This window comes from Koromonas soli (genome assembly GCF_059726265.1).
Genome location: NZ_AP040872.1, coordinates 2,026,100 through 2,038,847 on the forward strand (window position 1 = coordinate 2,026,100; position 12,748 = coordinate 2,038,847).

Consider the following 12,748-nt stretch of genomic DNA (forward strand, 5'->3'; position numbering starts at 1 on the left):
CGCGTCTTCGCTGGCCGGTGTGGACTACTTGTGCGATGGGTTACGTAGGCGCTTGAGCTGCCACACACTACCCGGCAGACCGCGCGTCTCGTTCAAAACGGCGACCGTTGCCAGCACACCCATCACGACGAACAGCGCGAAGAATATCACTCCAACGACAAGGACTGGCATATAACACCTCAGTGCTATTGTCTTCCGACACCTACCGAGCTTCGGTGATGCCCATCACTGTCGCCAGTGAGCTTTCAGACTAAACGAGCTTTGCGAGCTCGCCGTCGATCTGTCCCAACTCTGTGTTCAGCAGAGTGGTATAGCGCTCGTTGCTGGTACGCGCCAGTTGTTCGCAGATGCGAGCGCGATTCAGTTTCAGGGCTTGCACCTTGCGTGCCAATTCTGCTTTTGCGCGCAGCAGGCGGGCTTTTTCATCTACTGCCTGTTCTTGTGAGGCTGTTTGTTGCTGGAGTTCACTTTGCTGTTCTGCGACTGATTTGCTTTCCCAACCATTAGCCATATATCGATTATATGCAGCTTTGAGCGAGTTCGACAAAGCAAAGAGGGCCAGAATACCGGCCCTCCCGCGAAAAATCCCGCAAAACTAGAATTTAAATACCACTCCAGTGCTATAGCGGAAGTGGTTTTCACCATCGCTGTGGTTTGTATGAATGTAGTCGAACTGCCCCAGGCGGAACGCCACATTTTTCGCCAGCTTAACGTCAAAACCTCCGCCGAAAGCCACAGCAAAAGAGTTTGTCGAGTAGTCGCTGAGACGGCTAACGCTCAGACGCTCATGATCGGCACCAAGCAGAACGTGCACATAAGGAGTAACGGCGGAACTGCTCTTAACGGAGTAGCTAGGCCCAAACAGATATGTGTAGCGGGTTACATCGTCACCTGACTTATGAATGTCGCTGGCATTTACGCGAGTCACGTCCGCGGTGAATCCGATGTTGTTATGAAAATACCGTGTGGCCTGCAGTTCGACACCGTTCAGGTTCGCATTATCCAGGCCGTAGTTCTGCAGACCGGCGCGCATGTAGCTGTAGCCGGCGAACACTTCGGCATTTTGCGAAGACTGTTGTCCAAAGAGCACTGTACTTGAAGCAAGAACGGCGAGTAGAACAAAAACTTTACGCATTTTACTTATGGTCTCCCTTAATTCGAATCGCAAACTCGGCGCCTGACAGCCGGTCATAATTTCCGGTCAGCATCACAGAGGATGGTCAGGATGGCTTGCGTTTTCACACGCGAGAACCCAACCTAGCATCGAGAGTTGCTGTGCATACCTGTTTGCAGCAACACTCCACAAGCTCAAATAATTCAGAGTTCATTCGAGCAATCCACACAAAGAAAAACCGCCGGACGCATCCGGCGGCTCGCAACATCGACACAGCTAGAACCGCGCCACCACACCACCCGTGTAGCGGAACGACGATTGATTCGACTTGTAATGATTCGTATAGACGTAATCCACTTGTGCGAGGCGAACTCCAAGATGACGCGACAAGTTTGCATCAAGTGAAACTCCGCCAGCCGCGGCGAAATCCGTATTGCGGTAATCGATCGTGGTGTTCGAGAAAGGCACTGTCAGATCATCGTGATCGACACCAACCAATGCATGGACCGACGGCGTAAACATCACGAGTCTTGGCAGGCGATATGCCGGGCCGCCCATATAACTGGCGCGGCTGTACTTGATTCCAGTGCTGTCCACGCGGCCATTAGCGGTGCGCGCGAAGTCCAGCGTAAAGCCAAGATTGCTCTTGTAAAAGTGGCTGAACTGAAAATCGAACCCGTTGAGGGTCGCTGTGTCCACAAAGCCGCTGCCCGACACATCTGCGTGCTGGTACGCATAGCCGATGTAAAACTCGGTGCGCGGAATCTCCATAGGCTTCGGCGGTGCCATCTGAGCCATGCCCAACGCACAGCAAGCGAGGACGAAAGCAAAAAGAACAGTCAATCTACGCATCAATATCGATCCTCCGGGAGGTGAGAACCATCGCCGGCGAGCCCCGAATGCGGCTTCTAGTCGCCGGACCTGAACCTTGAGATGAATGGCTCGTCTGCCCTCAACTTAACACGTCGAAGCCGCAAAAGGGCAGAGGCGCTTTCACTCGACCCTCTTCATTTGCGGCATTCGTCAACTCAGGATAAATGACTATTCGTTTTCGTGCGATTCCCGCATCACCCTCAAGGAGCGTCCGGCAATTTGCGGATTCTTTTCCGCCGGACCGTTGGAGAACGGTTGCTCCAGGTTGCTCGTATCGAGAATGTTGCGCCAGGTGCGGTTATTTGGCGTGGGCGGCAGTTTGTAATCGACGGCATCGTGGTACGAATTGAGCAGGATCAGGAAAGTGTCATCTTTCACCGGTCGCCCCATCTCGTCCACCGTGCCAAGGGTGTCACCATTGAACATCACGGCAATGCTGCGAATCCATCCCGCGTTCCACTCTTCCTCGGTCATCTCATGGCCGTCCGCTCCGTACCATGCGATGTCTTTCACGATCGAGTTGCGAATGCTGCGGTCCTGGTAGAAATTGCGGCGGCGCAGGTTGGGATGTTTGCGGCGCAACTCGATCATTTTGGAAACGAAATCCAGAAGATCCTCTTGCTGCTTGGCGCGCTCCCAATCAAACCAGCTCAGCTCGTTGTCCTGACAATAGGCGTTGTTGTTGCCGTACTGCGAACGCGCGATCTCGTCGCCGCCGCAGATCATCGGCACACCCTGCGAGAGTAGAAGCGTCGCAAGGAAATTGCGCATCTGCACCTGGCGGGCACAGATGATGTTCTCATCGTCGGTCGGGCCCTCAGCCCCCATATTCCAGGAGTTGTTGTCATTCGCGCCGTCCTGATTGTTCTCGCCATTCGCAATGTTGTGCTTGTCGTTGTAGCTGACTAGATCGTTCAGCGTGAATCCATCATGCGCGGTGATGAAGTTGATCGACGCGTAAGGCTTGCGCCCGTCATTCTTGTAAAGATCACTGCTTCCCGTCAGTCGGTACGCCAGATCGGAGAGCATACCCTCATCGCCCTTCCAGTAGCGGCGCACGGTGTCGCGGTACTTGCCGTTCCACTCCGCCCACAGCACCGGGAAATTTCCCACCTGATAGCCTCCTTCCCCTACGTCCCACGGCTCGGCGATCAGTTTGAGGCGCGACAAAATCGGGTCCTGGTGGATGATGTCGAAGAATGAAGACAGGCGGTCCACATCGTGCAACTCGCGGGCGAGAGCCGAGGCCAGATCGAAGCGGAACCCGTCCACATGCATTTCCGTTGCCCAGTAGCGCAAGCTGTCCATGATCATCTTGAGCACCTGCGGATGGCGCACATTCAGCGTATTCCCCGTGCCGGTGTAATCCATGTAGTAGCGGGGCATCTCGGGAACAAGTCGGTAATACGCCGTGTTATCGATGCCGCGGAAATTGAGCATCGGGCCGAGATGATTGCCTTCGCCGGTATGGTTATACACCACGTCGAGGATGACCTCGATGTTCTCGCGATGCAGCGCCTTGACCATTGCCTTAAACTCGGCAACCTGGCCTCCGGTATCGCCGCTTGAGGAATAGCGAGCCTCCGGACTGAAGTACGCCACCGTGTTGTAGCCCCAGTAGTTGCGCAGATTCACGTCTATGAGGCGCTTGTCATCGATGAACTGATGTACGGGCAGCAATTCTACCGTCGTGACGCCAAGCCGCTTCAAATGTTGAACGCTGGCGGGGTAAGCAAGTCCGGCGTAGGTGCCGCGCAGCTCTTCCGGAACCTCCGGATTCAGTTTGCTGAACCCCTTCACGTGAAGCTCATAAATGACCGAGTCGGAGAGCGGAATGTTTGGAGAACGGTCCTGCTCCCAATCGAAGTACGGATTGACCACGACGGCTTTTGCCATGCCTTCGCAATCGTCCTCTTCATCGCGCGTCAGGTCAGGGTCGGCGCCGCCAAACTGGTACGGATAGATCGGCTTGCTCCAATCAATGCCGCCACAAACCGCTAGCGCCTGCGGATCGAGAAGCAACTTCGAAGGATTAAATCGATAGCCGTTTGCGGGGTCCCACGGGCCATAGATGCGATAGCCGTAGAGCTGTCCGGGGTTGATACCTTGCAGGTATCCGTGATGCACAAATGCGGTCGTCTCGCGTAGTTCGACCCGTTCGATCTCCTTCCGGCTCCGGTTGTCGTAGAGACACAGTTCAACTTTGGTTGCGTGTTCGGAATATATGGCGAAGTTCGTTCCGGTTCCATCCCAGGTGGCTCCAAGGGGATAGGGCCTGCCTGGCAAAACTGTTGGGGACATTGAATGCCTATCGTAAGAAGAAAAAATTGCCTGCCATCATTGGATGCAGGAACAAAGTTAACGCTGTATCAGCAGCAAAGGAAAAGGCCTTCCGAGTGGAAGGCCTGAGAAAAATCCTCTGATTCCTATTTCAGTACAGCGGTGTGTACCAGGTTTGGCTTGCCTGCGAAGTAGTTATGATCGCCGAGGTTGCGATAGAAATGCCCGGCCAGTTCCGCGGCCTTTGGCCCGTACACGGCGTGGTCTCCGCGCAGGAAGATCACCGTAACGATACGGCCATACTGTGAGTTGGCAAACGACCCAAACCAGCCAAAGCGAGTTCCCTCATTGCTGCAGGTTCCGGTCTTGCCAAGTACCTGCTCTGATGTGAAGTTGGTGCGCAAGCTGCGCGCCGTACCGTACTGCGTCGCGCCCAGCATGCCGACGCTAACTTCGGGAATCAGCGGCGCGATGTCCAGATAGCGCTTCACTTTCGGCTGGAAGTTCGTAGCCTCGACAGCCGATGTCGGATGCTGCAGGTAGTAGAGCGTTCCACCGTTAGAAATTGCCGCCATCAGCGCGCCAAGCTGCAACGGAGTCATGCTGACGCTCTCGCCAAAGGAGCACATCTTGCCGACGCCGCCAAGGCTCGCCGGAAGCTCCGAGCTGGGATATACGCCCAGATGCTCGCCTTGAATGTTCCACCCTGCCAGCTCGCCCAATCCAAACTGGTGAGCATAGTAGCTAACCTTCTGGAATCCGAGGCGACGACCCAGCGCTTCAAAATACTGATTATTGGAGTGCGCCAGCGCCTGGTTCATGTTCATCTTCCAGCCGCCCAGGTTAACCGGCGTGTCCTTTGTTACAATGCCTTCGCTCAAGGCGGCCAACGCCACCGAGACCTTGATCGTGGAGCAGGGCTGCGCACCGCTCGACAATGCCAGCTTCTGGTTCACCATCGCCAGAATTCGTCCATTGCTGGGGTCGATGGCCACTACCGTACCGTTCAAGCTTCCAAGCGCTTCCACCGCAGCCTGACGAACCACCGGATCTTCGCCGGTTGTGATATCGCCTGCTTCAGGATCGGCCAGATAGGAGCTTGCGCTGAAATGCTCCCAATAACGTGCCTTCTTCTTGCCGCGCTTTCCCGTAACCACTACATCCGAGGTCTTCCCTGCCCGCTTGCTGGCGCGTGCAACGGCGCGCCCGTGCCGGGAGGCCGCCATGCGACGCTCGGTCGCCGCGCTCTCTTTGATCTTGCGATTGCTACGCCGTTCCTGGCGTGTCGAAACCGTGGCCGCAAAAGAACTGAGGGCCAGAACGAGCACTACAAGCGCCACCAGCGCGGTTTGAACTCTACGGGATTGCACAAAGTTACACATTCTACTTAGCCTCTACTGCCGCTCCGTCTTACGCGGGCGTGCTCCATATCCATCTATTCTTGCGGTGAATGTCTGGATGGTATGTGAGTTGTTCCTTCAGATACAAGCTCAATCAACCATCTCAGTGATACTGATTGATAACCTAAGTACAATTCCCAACTCTGATCGATGCTTGTGCTCTCGGCAGAGTTGCAGAATCGCACTCGTTACGCAGGGTCATCAACCGACGAACTCCCGCTCAGTTGATTGGTAACACAATCAGCTTCGGACGGAGGCTTACCGTCTTGAGTCCCCTGCTTGCAAAATGCATTTCATCGGAAAAAACTGCACGACTACTCGCCGGAAGATAATCGGCTCGCGGATACTCATCGCGTCGCGCAATGCGTGCGCGTGTGGCTCGATCCATTGCGGATCAAGACACGCGCACGCCTGGGTCTAGCTTTGATCGGAATTCTTCTTGCGCAGATACGCCGGAACATCCAGTTCATCGCGATCCTCGCCCGAATCGAAATCTTCGAGCGACGGCATGGGCCGCGTTGGCTGCACCGCTTCCCACACTCGCGTCTGCTGCTGCAACGGCTCCGGTGCGCTCTCAGGGATAGGCGCGGACTGCGCCATGGGCGCCATCGGCGTCGGCTCGGGAATCGGGTCCGGCTCGTCATTCATCAACTCGTACACCGGATCCTGACGCCGCGTAATTTGCGGCTCCGCAGGCGTAGCCCACTGTGCCTGGCGTGCCTGCTGGATGGCGGCTGCCGTCGACGTCATCGCATCCCGCGAGTGGCGCGCCTCGGAACGGAACCCCGTAGCGATCACCGTGATCTTCACTTCGTCCTTCATCTTCTCGTCGAGCACGGCACCGAAGATGATGTTCGCATCCTCATGCGCGGCGCTCTGGATGATGGTCGAGGCCTCATAGACTTCCGCCAGCTTGAGCGAACTGGAACCGGTGATATTGAGCAGGATGCCCCGTGCTCCATCGATGGCTCCGGCCTCGAGCAACGGCGATGCAATCGCGCGTTGCGCGGCTTCCAATGCGCGGCGGTCGCCCTTTGCCGTCGAGGTGCCCATAACGGCATAGCCCATACCCGCCATGATCGCCTTCACGTCCGCAAAGTCGCGATTGATGATGCCCGGAATCGTGATGATGTCGGAAATTCCCTGCACCGCCTGACGCAGGATGTCGTCCGCCACGCGGAACGATTCGAAGAAACCGGCGTCCTGCGCTACCGCGAGCAGTTTTTCATTCGGGATCACGATGACCGTATCGACCGAGTCGATCAGTTCGTTCAACCCGCGCTCAGCCTGATTCATGCGGCGCTTGCCTTCAAACGCAAACGGCTTGGTAACAACCGCCACCGTCAATGCGCCCATTTCGCTGGCCAGCGAGGCAATGATCGGCGCAGCTCCCGTTCCCGTGCCGCCACCGAGGCCCGTGGTGACGAATACCATGTCCGCGCCTTCCAGCGCGCCTATGATGCGATCCGTGTCCTCGAGCGCAGCCTGCCGGCCCACTTCAGGATTTGCACCTGCGCCCAGACCATTCGTAAGCTTCACGCCGAGTTGCAGCTTTTTCGGGGCGCGCGACATCTGCAACGCCTGCAGGTCGGTGTTGGCCGTGATGAACTCAACGCCCTCCACCCCGGTCTCGATCATGCGATTGACCGCATTGTTGCCGCCGCCCCCCACGCCGATCACCTTGATCTTTGCGTTATTGCGCGGCTCCTCGTGAAACTGAATCCGAATATCCTGCTCCATAGATAAAACTCCGCCTCACCCTTGGCGCTCCCTGCGCGCCCTTATGAATTAGTTCGTATATCCCCGGGCAAACAATGCTCGTACCCGCGCTCCGAAGCCGGTTTCTTCCTTGCCTTTCAGCACACGTGCGCGTTGCGTATAAAAAACCATTCCGATTGCCGCAGCGTATTCCGGTTCCTGTAGTTCCACCGGCAGTTGCGCCATTCCCATCGGCAGTCCAAGACGTGCCGGACGTCGCAAAATGTCTTCACAGGTCTCAGTCAGGCTGGTAAGGCGCGCTCCGCCACCCGTAAGGATGATGCCTCCGCCCAGCATATCCAGCACTCCGGCATGGCGCAGGTTGTCGCGGCAAAGCTCCATCAGCTCCCGCGCGCGCGGCTCGATAATCTCGCCAAGATCGCGCTGCCGCATCATGCGTGCGGGGCGGTCGCCAACCGAAGGCACTTCGATCTCGTTCTGCTCGTTGATGCGTGTCACCATCGAGCAGCCAAACTGGCGCTTCAGACTCTCAGCGTCGATCAGCGGAGTCTCTAGTCCATAAGCCACATCTCGGGTGAAATTGATGCCGCCCAGCGGAACCACTCCCGAGTGCACAATGACGTCTTCCTGCACGACCGCGATATCCGCCGAACCTGCTCCAATGTCGATGACCGCTGCTCCGAGTTCGCGCTCATCGCGACGCAACACAGATTCGGTGCAGGCCAGCGCCTCGTATACGGTGTCTTCCACATGCATGCCCGCACGGTTCAGCGTGGTGACGATATTCTGTATCGCCGACTGAGCGGCGGTGATGACGTGTACGCGAACCTCGAGCTGGCGGCCCATCATACCGACCGGCTGGCGAATGCCGTCCTGGTCGTCCACCACGAATTCCTGCTGCAAGAGGTGAAGAATCTCACGATCTTCAGGCATCGCGATTTCGCGCGCACGGTCTCCGGCGGCCTGTACGTCGGCCGAAGTCAACTCGCGCACACGCGATCCAACCGAGATAATGCCGTGGCTGTTCACCGAGCGAATGTGCGGCCCGCTAACGCCGACTACTGCGGAATCAAGCGCCATCCCGCAGCACTTTTCAGCGCTCTGCACCGCTTCGGAAACGCTCCTGGAAGCCAGTTCCAGATCGACGACGACTCCCCGCCGCGTACCTGCCGAAGGCGCAATCCCATGACCGCGATAACGCAGTCCGGCCTCGGTTGTCTCCACCACGAGCGCCACAGTTTTCGCGCTGCCCAGGTCGATGACCGTGATGATGTTTTCGTTTCGCTTGCTCATCTACTTCCGTTTCTTCTTTTGCTTATGCAATGTTTTGTTTGCTTTCGCAGGCTCCTGCTTGCGCGGTGCCGCAGGTTTTGCGGCTTCGGGGGGAGTTGGTTTTGCAGGAGGAGCTACAACGGCGGCGCGCAAATCCGGGTTCAGGATTACCTCGCGCCCGTAACGCAAATCCACCGACTCCAGCTTACCGCGTTCCTGCTCCCACTTCTGCACATTGGAGAGGAACACCATGAAGTGCCGGAGAAAATCTTCGCTGCCCAAGTGCAGCAGGATCGGAGCCGAGCCACCGCGGGCAAGTACCTTCACGTCTGCAGGATCCGACAGATCAACTTCGTCGAGATTGCGTGAGTACTGCGTCTTCGCCGCTCCGCTGCCGTCGCCATCATCCAGTTCGTGAATCAGTCGCGCATAGATCTTCATCCGCGGCGCGCGCGTCGAAAGCGGCTCGCTCTCGCTCATCCCCAGAATCACCGGAAACGAATAGCTGCTCTCGACTGCTTGCGGGATCTCCATCACGACCCCATGCGAGTCAATCAGCGCCACGCGCTCCCCGAGCGCCACAAACGCAACCGGAGTGCGCTCCTTCACAATGACCCGCAGATGATTGGGCCATAGGCGCATGACCGAAGCCGTCTCGATCCACGGAATCCGTTCCAATTCCTGTTTGCGGTCCTGCAAAGAAATCTGGAAGATGTTTCGCCCAATGTTTTCGCGCAGCTTCTCCATCACCTGCGTCCGCGAATTCGGAGCGTCACCCGCAAGTTCAATATCATTCTCTGAGCGCACGCGGAAACGCCACGAGTGCAGGGCAAAGCTCTTCGCCTCATAAACGCCCGCACCCAGTGCGGCGAGCAACACAACCGCAATCACGATGCTGCGCACGCGCGAGGCCGTTTTGCGCGGCAGGGCGCCACGCCGAACCGGTACACGCTTGCTCACCCGTCGGAACTGTTGTTGCTCCTCTTCGGCGTCATCTTCTTCCGTCAATCCGGCGTCGAGCGGCAGGGCGTCGTCCGCAAATGAATTGCGGCTGCCCGCGCCACGGCGGTAGAACGGATCGTCGGAGGGTGGTCCCTGATTTCGAGCCATAAGAGTGCAAGCAGGCAGCGAGCGCCTTTCGCTCACTATACCTGCTTTTGGGGTGGATTCAGCTATTGATTATCGAGGCTCCTCTCGTAGATTCCAAGTGATAAACACCCGGAAATGCGATACGGCGAGGAATGCACCTGCTGCGGTGCACTCATCGCCGTCACTCTACGCCTTGGCCACCTGCTCGCGGGCGCGAAGCTTCTCTAGAATCTGTGAGCCCAGTTGCGATACCGATCCCGCGCCAAGGGTCATGATCACATCCCCGGGCTGGGCGTGATCCACAACCGCGTCCACTGCGGCCTCGAAGCTTGCGGCAAATTCCGCTGGTTGATCGTTGCGGCAATGAATCTTCTTTGCCAGCGTCAGGCCGCTCACGCCCGCAATCGGCTGCTCGCTCGCCGCATAGATGTCGAGCACCAGCAACCGATCCGCGTCAGGAAAGGCCGTCGCAAACTCATCCATCAGCAGATAAGTGCGCGTGTAGCGATGCGGCTGGAAAATCACATGGATACGCCCATCAGGCCCCAGCCATTGCCGCGCAGCAGCCAGCGTCGCGCGAATCTCCGTCGGGTGATGGCCGTAGTCATCCACCACCTGCACGCCCGCCCCAGTTCCCTTCTTCTGGAAGCGGCGATCCACGCCTCGGAACTGCGCAATGCCTTCGCGGATGCGCTCGACAGGAATCTCCAATCCCATTCCAACCGCAATCGCCGCCGTCGCATTCAGCACATTGTGTGCGCCGGGCACAAACAGATCGAAGCGTCCCAGGTCATTGCCATGAAAGCTCACTGCGAAGCTATTATGCAGTGCGTCCGGAGCATGCTCGGTCACTACATCAAAAGCGCGGAAATGGGCGTCAGCGCGGGTTCCATAGGTGAGCACGCGGCGCTCGACTCGCGTCAGCAGATTTCGCAGCGCCTCGTTATCCGTGCAGGCCACGACTGTGCCATAGAACGGAACCTTGTCCATGAACTCCACAAACGTCGCCTGCACGTCGTCCATGTCGCGATAGCAGTCCATGTGTTCGCGATCGATGTTGGTAACAACCGAAAGAATCGGCGACAGCTTCAGGAACGAACGATCGCTCTCATCCGCTTCCGCCACCAGGTACTGCGACGTACCAAGCCGTGCGTTCGAGCCCATCGAATCCACACGTCCGCCGACTACAACCGTTGGGTCAAGTCCTCCGGCGGCAAGAACAGCGGCAACCATGCTGGTTGTAGTCGTCTTGCCATGCATGCCCGCAATGGCGATTCCGTATTTCAGGCGCATCAATTCAGCCAGCATCTCCGCCCGTTGAATCACCGGAAGATGCAAGCGCCGGGCCTCGGCCACCTCGGGATTCTCACGATTGACCGCCGAACTGGTCACCACGACCTCGGCCTCTTGCACATTGGACGCAGCATGACCTGTGAAGATCTGTGCTCCGAGCTTCGCGAGGCGCTCCGTCGTCGGCGTAGTCCGCAGGTCCGATCCGCTTACGCGATAGCCAAGAGTGAGCAGCACCTCGGCAATTCCGCTCATGCCAATGCCGCCGATGCCTACAAAATGAATGCGCTGAATATTAAGAAACATGACTTCAAGATTGTACGGCAGGCAGGCGCTTGCCGGGCGGCGAGTCAAACAAGATGCGGGTTCTCTTCCATCTCCGGAGCCAGAATTCCTTCGGGCAGCGAGCCTCCGTTGTAACTAGCCATGCGATTTTTCCATTTCAAGAAGTCGCCAATGCGCTGCGGCTCAATTCTGACCTCTACCCGGCGCAGACTCGCCAGCAACAGGTTCATCTCGTTCATCAGCCCCTCGGCCTCGCGCAGCTTGCGGTTGGATTTCTTCGCCAGCTTCACCTCGCGCCCACACGCTTCCAGCAATCCCCAGCCCGCGGGCATCTCTTCCGGGCGCAGCATGCCCTTCGGCGCCAGAAAATATCGTTCGCAACCAAGCGCAATCTCCGGATTCCTCCGCCAAGGCTTCGCCGCATCCGCCAGAAAATCCGCCCGGCTGATCTTGCATTCGATCACAATGGAGTGGTTCTTGCCCTTCCAGCCGATGGCGTCCGGCATCTCACCCGACGAACATCCCTGTTCGCTCAGCACGATGCCGCAGCGGTACCGCCGCAACCAGTCCTCCGCCATCTCCACCAGCCGCGCGTGAGTCATAGAGTCTTTATCGCACGAAAAGCGCGGGTTGGCGATAGCTTTCACACCACCTTGGAACGCAACCCCGACCTACTTGAATTTGGCGTAGAAGAACGCTGCCGTGATGATGAAGTTCGCAACGCTGATCCCGGCGCGCAGGTAGGAGGAACGAATCAGCAGTGTCAGCTTAGCGCCGAAGTACCCCCCGGCCGCCGCAGCCACCAGCATCACGACGGTGTCGTGCCAGACCACTTTGCCCGTGAACGCAAAACACACCACGGCCACCGTGTTTGCAGCCGCCACCAGCATGACCTTGCTGGCATTCATGGCCTTAATGTCATGAAGCCCAAGCAGGCTCCATGTGGAAAGCATCATAATGCCCACTGCCCCGCCGAAATATCCGCCGTAAATTCCAAGCACGAATTGCGTCGCAAGTACCAGGAACGCGTTCGGCGTAAAGTGCTCCTGCAAGCGCTGCCCGATCTGAGGACCAAAAGCAAACGTCGTCGCGCCTACCAGCAGCAACCATGGAATGATCTTGTCGAACGACGAACTTGGCGTGTACATCAACAGTAGCGCCCCGCACAGCCCCCCAACAAGAGTGACCGCGAACATCGCTCGAAACGGAACCGTGCCAATCGGCTTGAAGTGGTTTCGATAAGCCCACGCGCTCGTGAGACTGCCCGGATACAGCGCGATAGTGCTCGACATGTTAGCAGCCACCGACGGCACGCCCATCCAGATCAGCGAGGGCACGGTGACAAACGATCCGCCACCCGCCGCGGCATTCATCCCACCCGCCGTCAGCCCCGCCAGCAAAAGAAAAAGAGTGCGACTCATCATCC

The 12,748-nt window shown here is 57.6% G+C and carries 12 protein-coding genes; all 12 read right to left on the reverse strand.

Features of this window, described 5'->3' with window-relative positions; translation table 11 throughout:
* Nucleotides 1-24: 24 nt before the first annotated feature.
* The gene (locus AC6IY8_RS08850) at nucleotides 25-171 is read right to left on the reverse strand and encodes a hypothetical protein (RefSeq protein ID WP_497778432.1); all 147 of its coding nucleotides are present in this window, start codon (nucleotides 169-171) and stop codon (nucleotides 25-27) included.
* Between the two features lie 79 nt (nucleotides 172-250).
* Nucleotides 251-547, reverse strand: coding sequence for a hypothetical protein (locus AC6IY8_RS08855; RefSeq protein WP_497778433.1), 297 nt, complete (start codon nucleotides 545-547; stop codon nucleotides 251-253).
* 48 nt (nucleotides 548-595) lie between these two features.
* Nucleotides 596-1,135: an outer membrane beta-barrel protein gene (locus AC6IY8_RS08860; RefSeq protein ID WP_497778434.1), complete on the reverse strand. Its 540-nt coding sequence runs from the start codon at nucleotides 1,133-1,135 to the stop codon at nucleotides 596-598.
* A 255-nt stretch (nucleotides 1,136-1,390) separates the two neighbouring features.
* Nucleotides 1,391-1,966, reverse strand: a complete 576-nt coding sequence (locus AC6IY8_RS08865; protein WP_497778435.1) for a putative outer membrane beta-barrel protein — start codon at nucleotides 1,964-1,966, stop codon at nucleotides 1,391-1,393.
* 189 nt (nucleotides 1,967-2,155) lie between these two features.
* A complete protein-coding gene (glgX, locus tag AC6IY8_RS08870) occupies nucleotides 2,156-4,288 on the reverse strand; it encodes a glycogen debranching protein GlgX (protein WP_497778436.1) in 2,133 nt (710 codons plus the stop codon).
* 125 nt (nucleotides 4,289-4,413) lie between these two features.
* On the reverse strand, nucleotides 4,414-5,649 hold the full coding sequence (locus AC6IY8_RS08875) for a penicillin-binding transpeptidase domain-containing protein (RefSeq protein ID WP_497778437.1): 1,236 nt from the start codon (nucleotides 5,647-5,649) through the stop codon (nucleotides 4,414-4,416).
* Between the two features lie 435 nt (nucleotides 5,650-6,084).
* Nucleotides 6,085-7,407, reverse strand: coding sequence for a cell division protein FtsZ (gene ftsZ, locus AC6IY8_RS08880; RefSeq protein WP_497778438.1), 1,323 nt, complete (start codon nucleotides 7,405-7,407; stop codon nucleotides 6,085-6,087).
* A 48-nt stretch (nucleotides 7,408-7,455) separates the two neighbouring features.
* Nucleotides 7,456-8,679, reverse strand: coding sequence for a cell division protein FtsA (ftsA, locus tag AC6IY8_RS08885; protein WP_497778439.1), 1,224 nt, complete (start codon nucleotides 8,677-8,679; stop codon nucleotides 7,456-7,458).
* Nucleotides 8,680-9,768 (reverse strand): cell division protein FtsQ/DivIB, encoded by a 1,089-nt coding sequence (locus AC6IY8_RS08890; protein ID WP_497778440.1) that lies wholly within the window; start codon nucleotides 9,766-9,768, stop codon nucleotides 8,680-8,682. It lies immediately after the preceding gene.
* Between the two features lie 165 nt (nucleotides 9,769-9,933).
* On the reverse strand, nucleotides 9,934-11,343 hold the full coding sequence (gene murC, locus AC6IY8_RS08895) for a UDP-N-acetylmuramate--L-alanine ligase (protein ID WP_497778441.1): 1,410 nt from the start codon (nucleotides 11,341-11,343) through the stop codon (nucleotides 9,934-9,936).
* A gap of 44 nt (nucleotides 11,344-11,387) precedes the next feature.
* Nucleotides 11,388-11,924 (reverse strand): hypothetical protein, encoded by a 537-nt coding sequence (locus AC6IY8_RS08900; protein ID WP_497778442.1) that lies wholly within the window; start codon nucleotides 11,922-11,924, stop codon nucleotides 11,388-11,390.
* A 69-nt stretch (nucleotides 11,925-11,993) separates the two neighbouring features.
* Nucleotides 11,994-12,746 carry a sulfite exporter TauE/SafE family protein gene (locus tag AC6IY8_RS08905; RefSeq protein WP_497778443.1) on the reverse strand — a complete coding sequence of 251 codons (753 nt, stop codon included), beginning with the start codon at nucleotides 12,744-12,746 and terminating at the stop codon, nucleotides 11,994-11,996.
* Between the last annotated feature and the right edge of the window lie 2 nt (nucleotides 12,747-12,748).

Bases quoted from the DNA above. Each gene is read 5' to 3' on its own strand.
- AC6IY8_RS08875 (WP_497778437.1), bottom strand. From the start codon at position 5,649: ATGTGTAACTTTGTGCAATCCCGTAGAGTTCAAACCGCGCTGGTGGCG.
- AC6IY8_RS08850 (WP_497778432.1), bottom strand. From the start codon at position 171: ATGCCAGTCCTTGTCGTTGGAGTGATATTCTTCGCGCTGTTCGTCGTG.
- glgX (WP_497778436.1), bottom strand. From the start codon at position 4,288: ATGTCCCCAACAGTTTTGCCAGGCAGGCCCTATCCCCTTGGAGCCACC.
- AC6IY8_RS08900 (WP_497778442.1), bottom strand. From the start codon at position 11,924: ATGACTCACGCGCGGCTGGTGGAGATGGCGGAGGACTGGTTGCGGCGG.
- AC6IY8_RS08905 (WP_497778443.1), bottom strand. From the start codon at position 12,746: ATGATGAGTCGCACTCTTTTTCTTTTGCTGGCGGGGCTGACGGCGGGT.
- ftsZ (WP_497778438.1), bottom strand. From the start codon at position 7,407: ATGGAGCAGGATATTCGGATTCAGTTTCACGAGGAGCCGCGCAATAAC.
- AC6IY8_RS08860 (WP_497778434.1), bottom strand. From the start codon at position 1,135: ATGCGTAAAGTTTTTGTTCTACTCGCCGTTCTTGCTTCAAGTACAGTG.
- ftsA (WP_497778439.1), bottom strand. From the start codon at position 8,679: ATGAGCAAGCGAAACGAAAACATCATCACGGTCATCGACCTGGGCAGC.
- AC6IY8_RS08865 (WP_497778435.1), bottom strand. From the start codon at position 1,966: ATGCGTAGATTGACTGTTCTTTTTGCTTTCGTCCTCGCTTGCTGTGCG.
- AC6IY8_RS08890 (WP_497778440.1), bottom strand. From the start codon at position 9,768: ATGGCTCGAAATCAGGGACCACCCTCCGACGATCCGTTCTACCGCCGT.
- murC (WP_497778441.1), bottom strand. From the start codon at position 11,343: ATGTTTCTTAATATTCAGCGCATTCATTTTGTAGGCATCGGCGGCATT.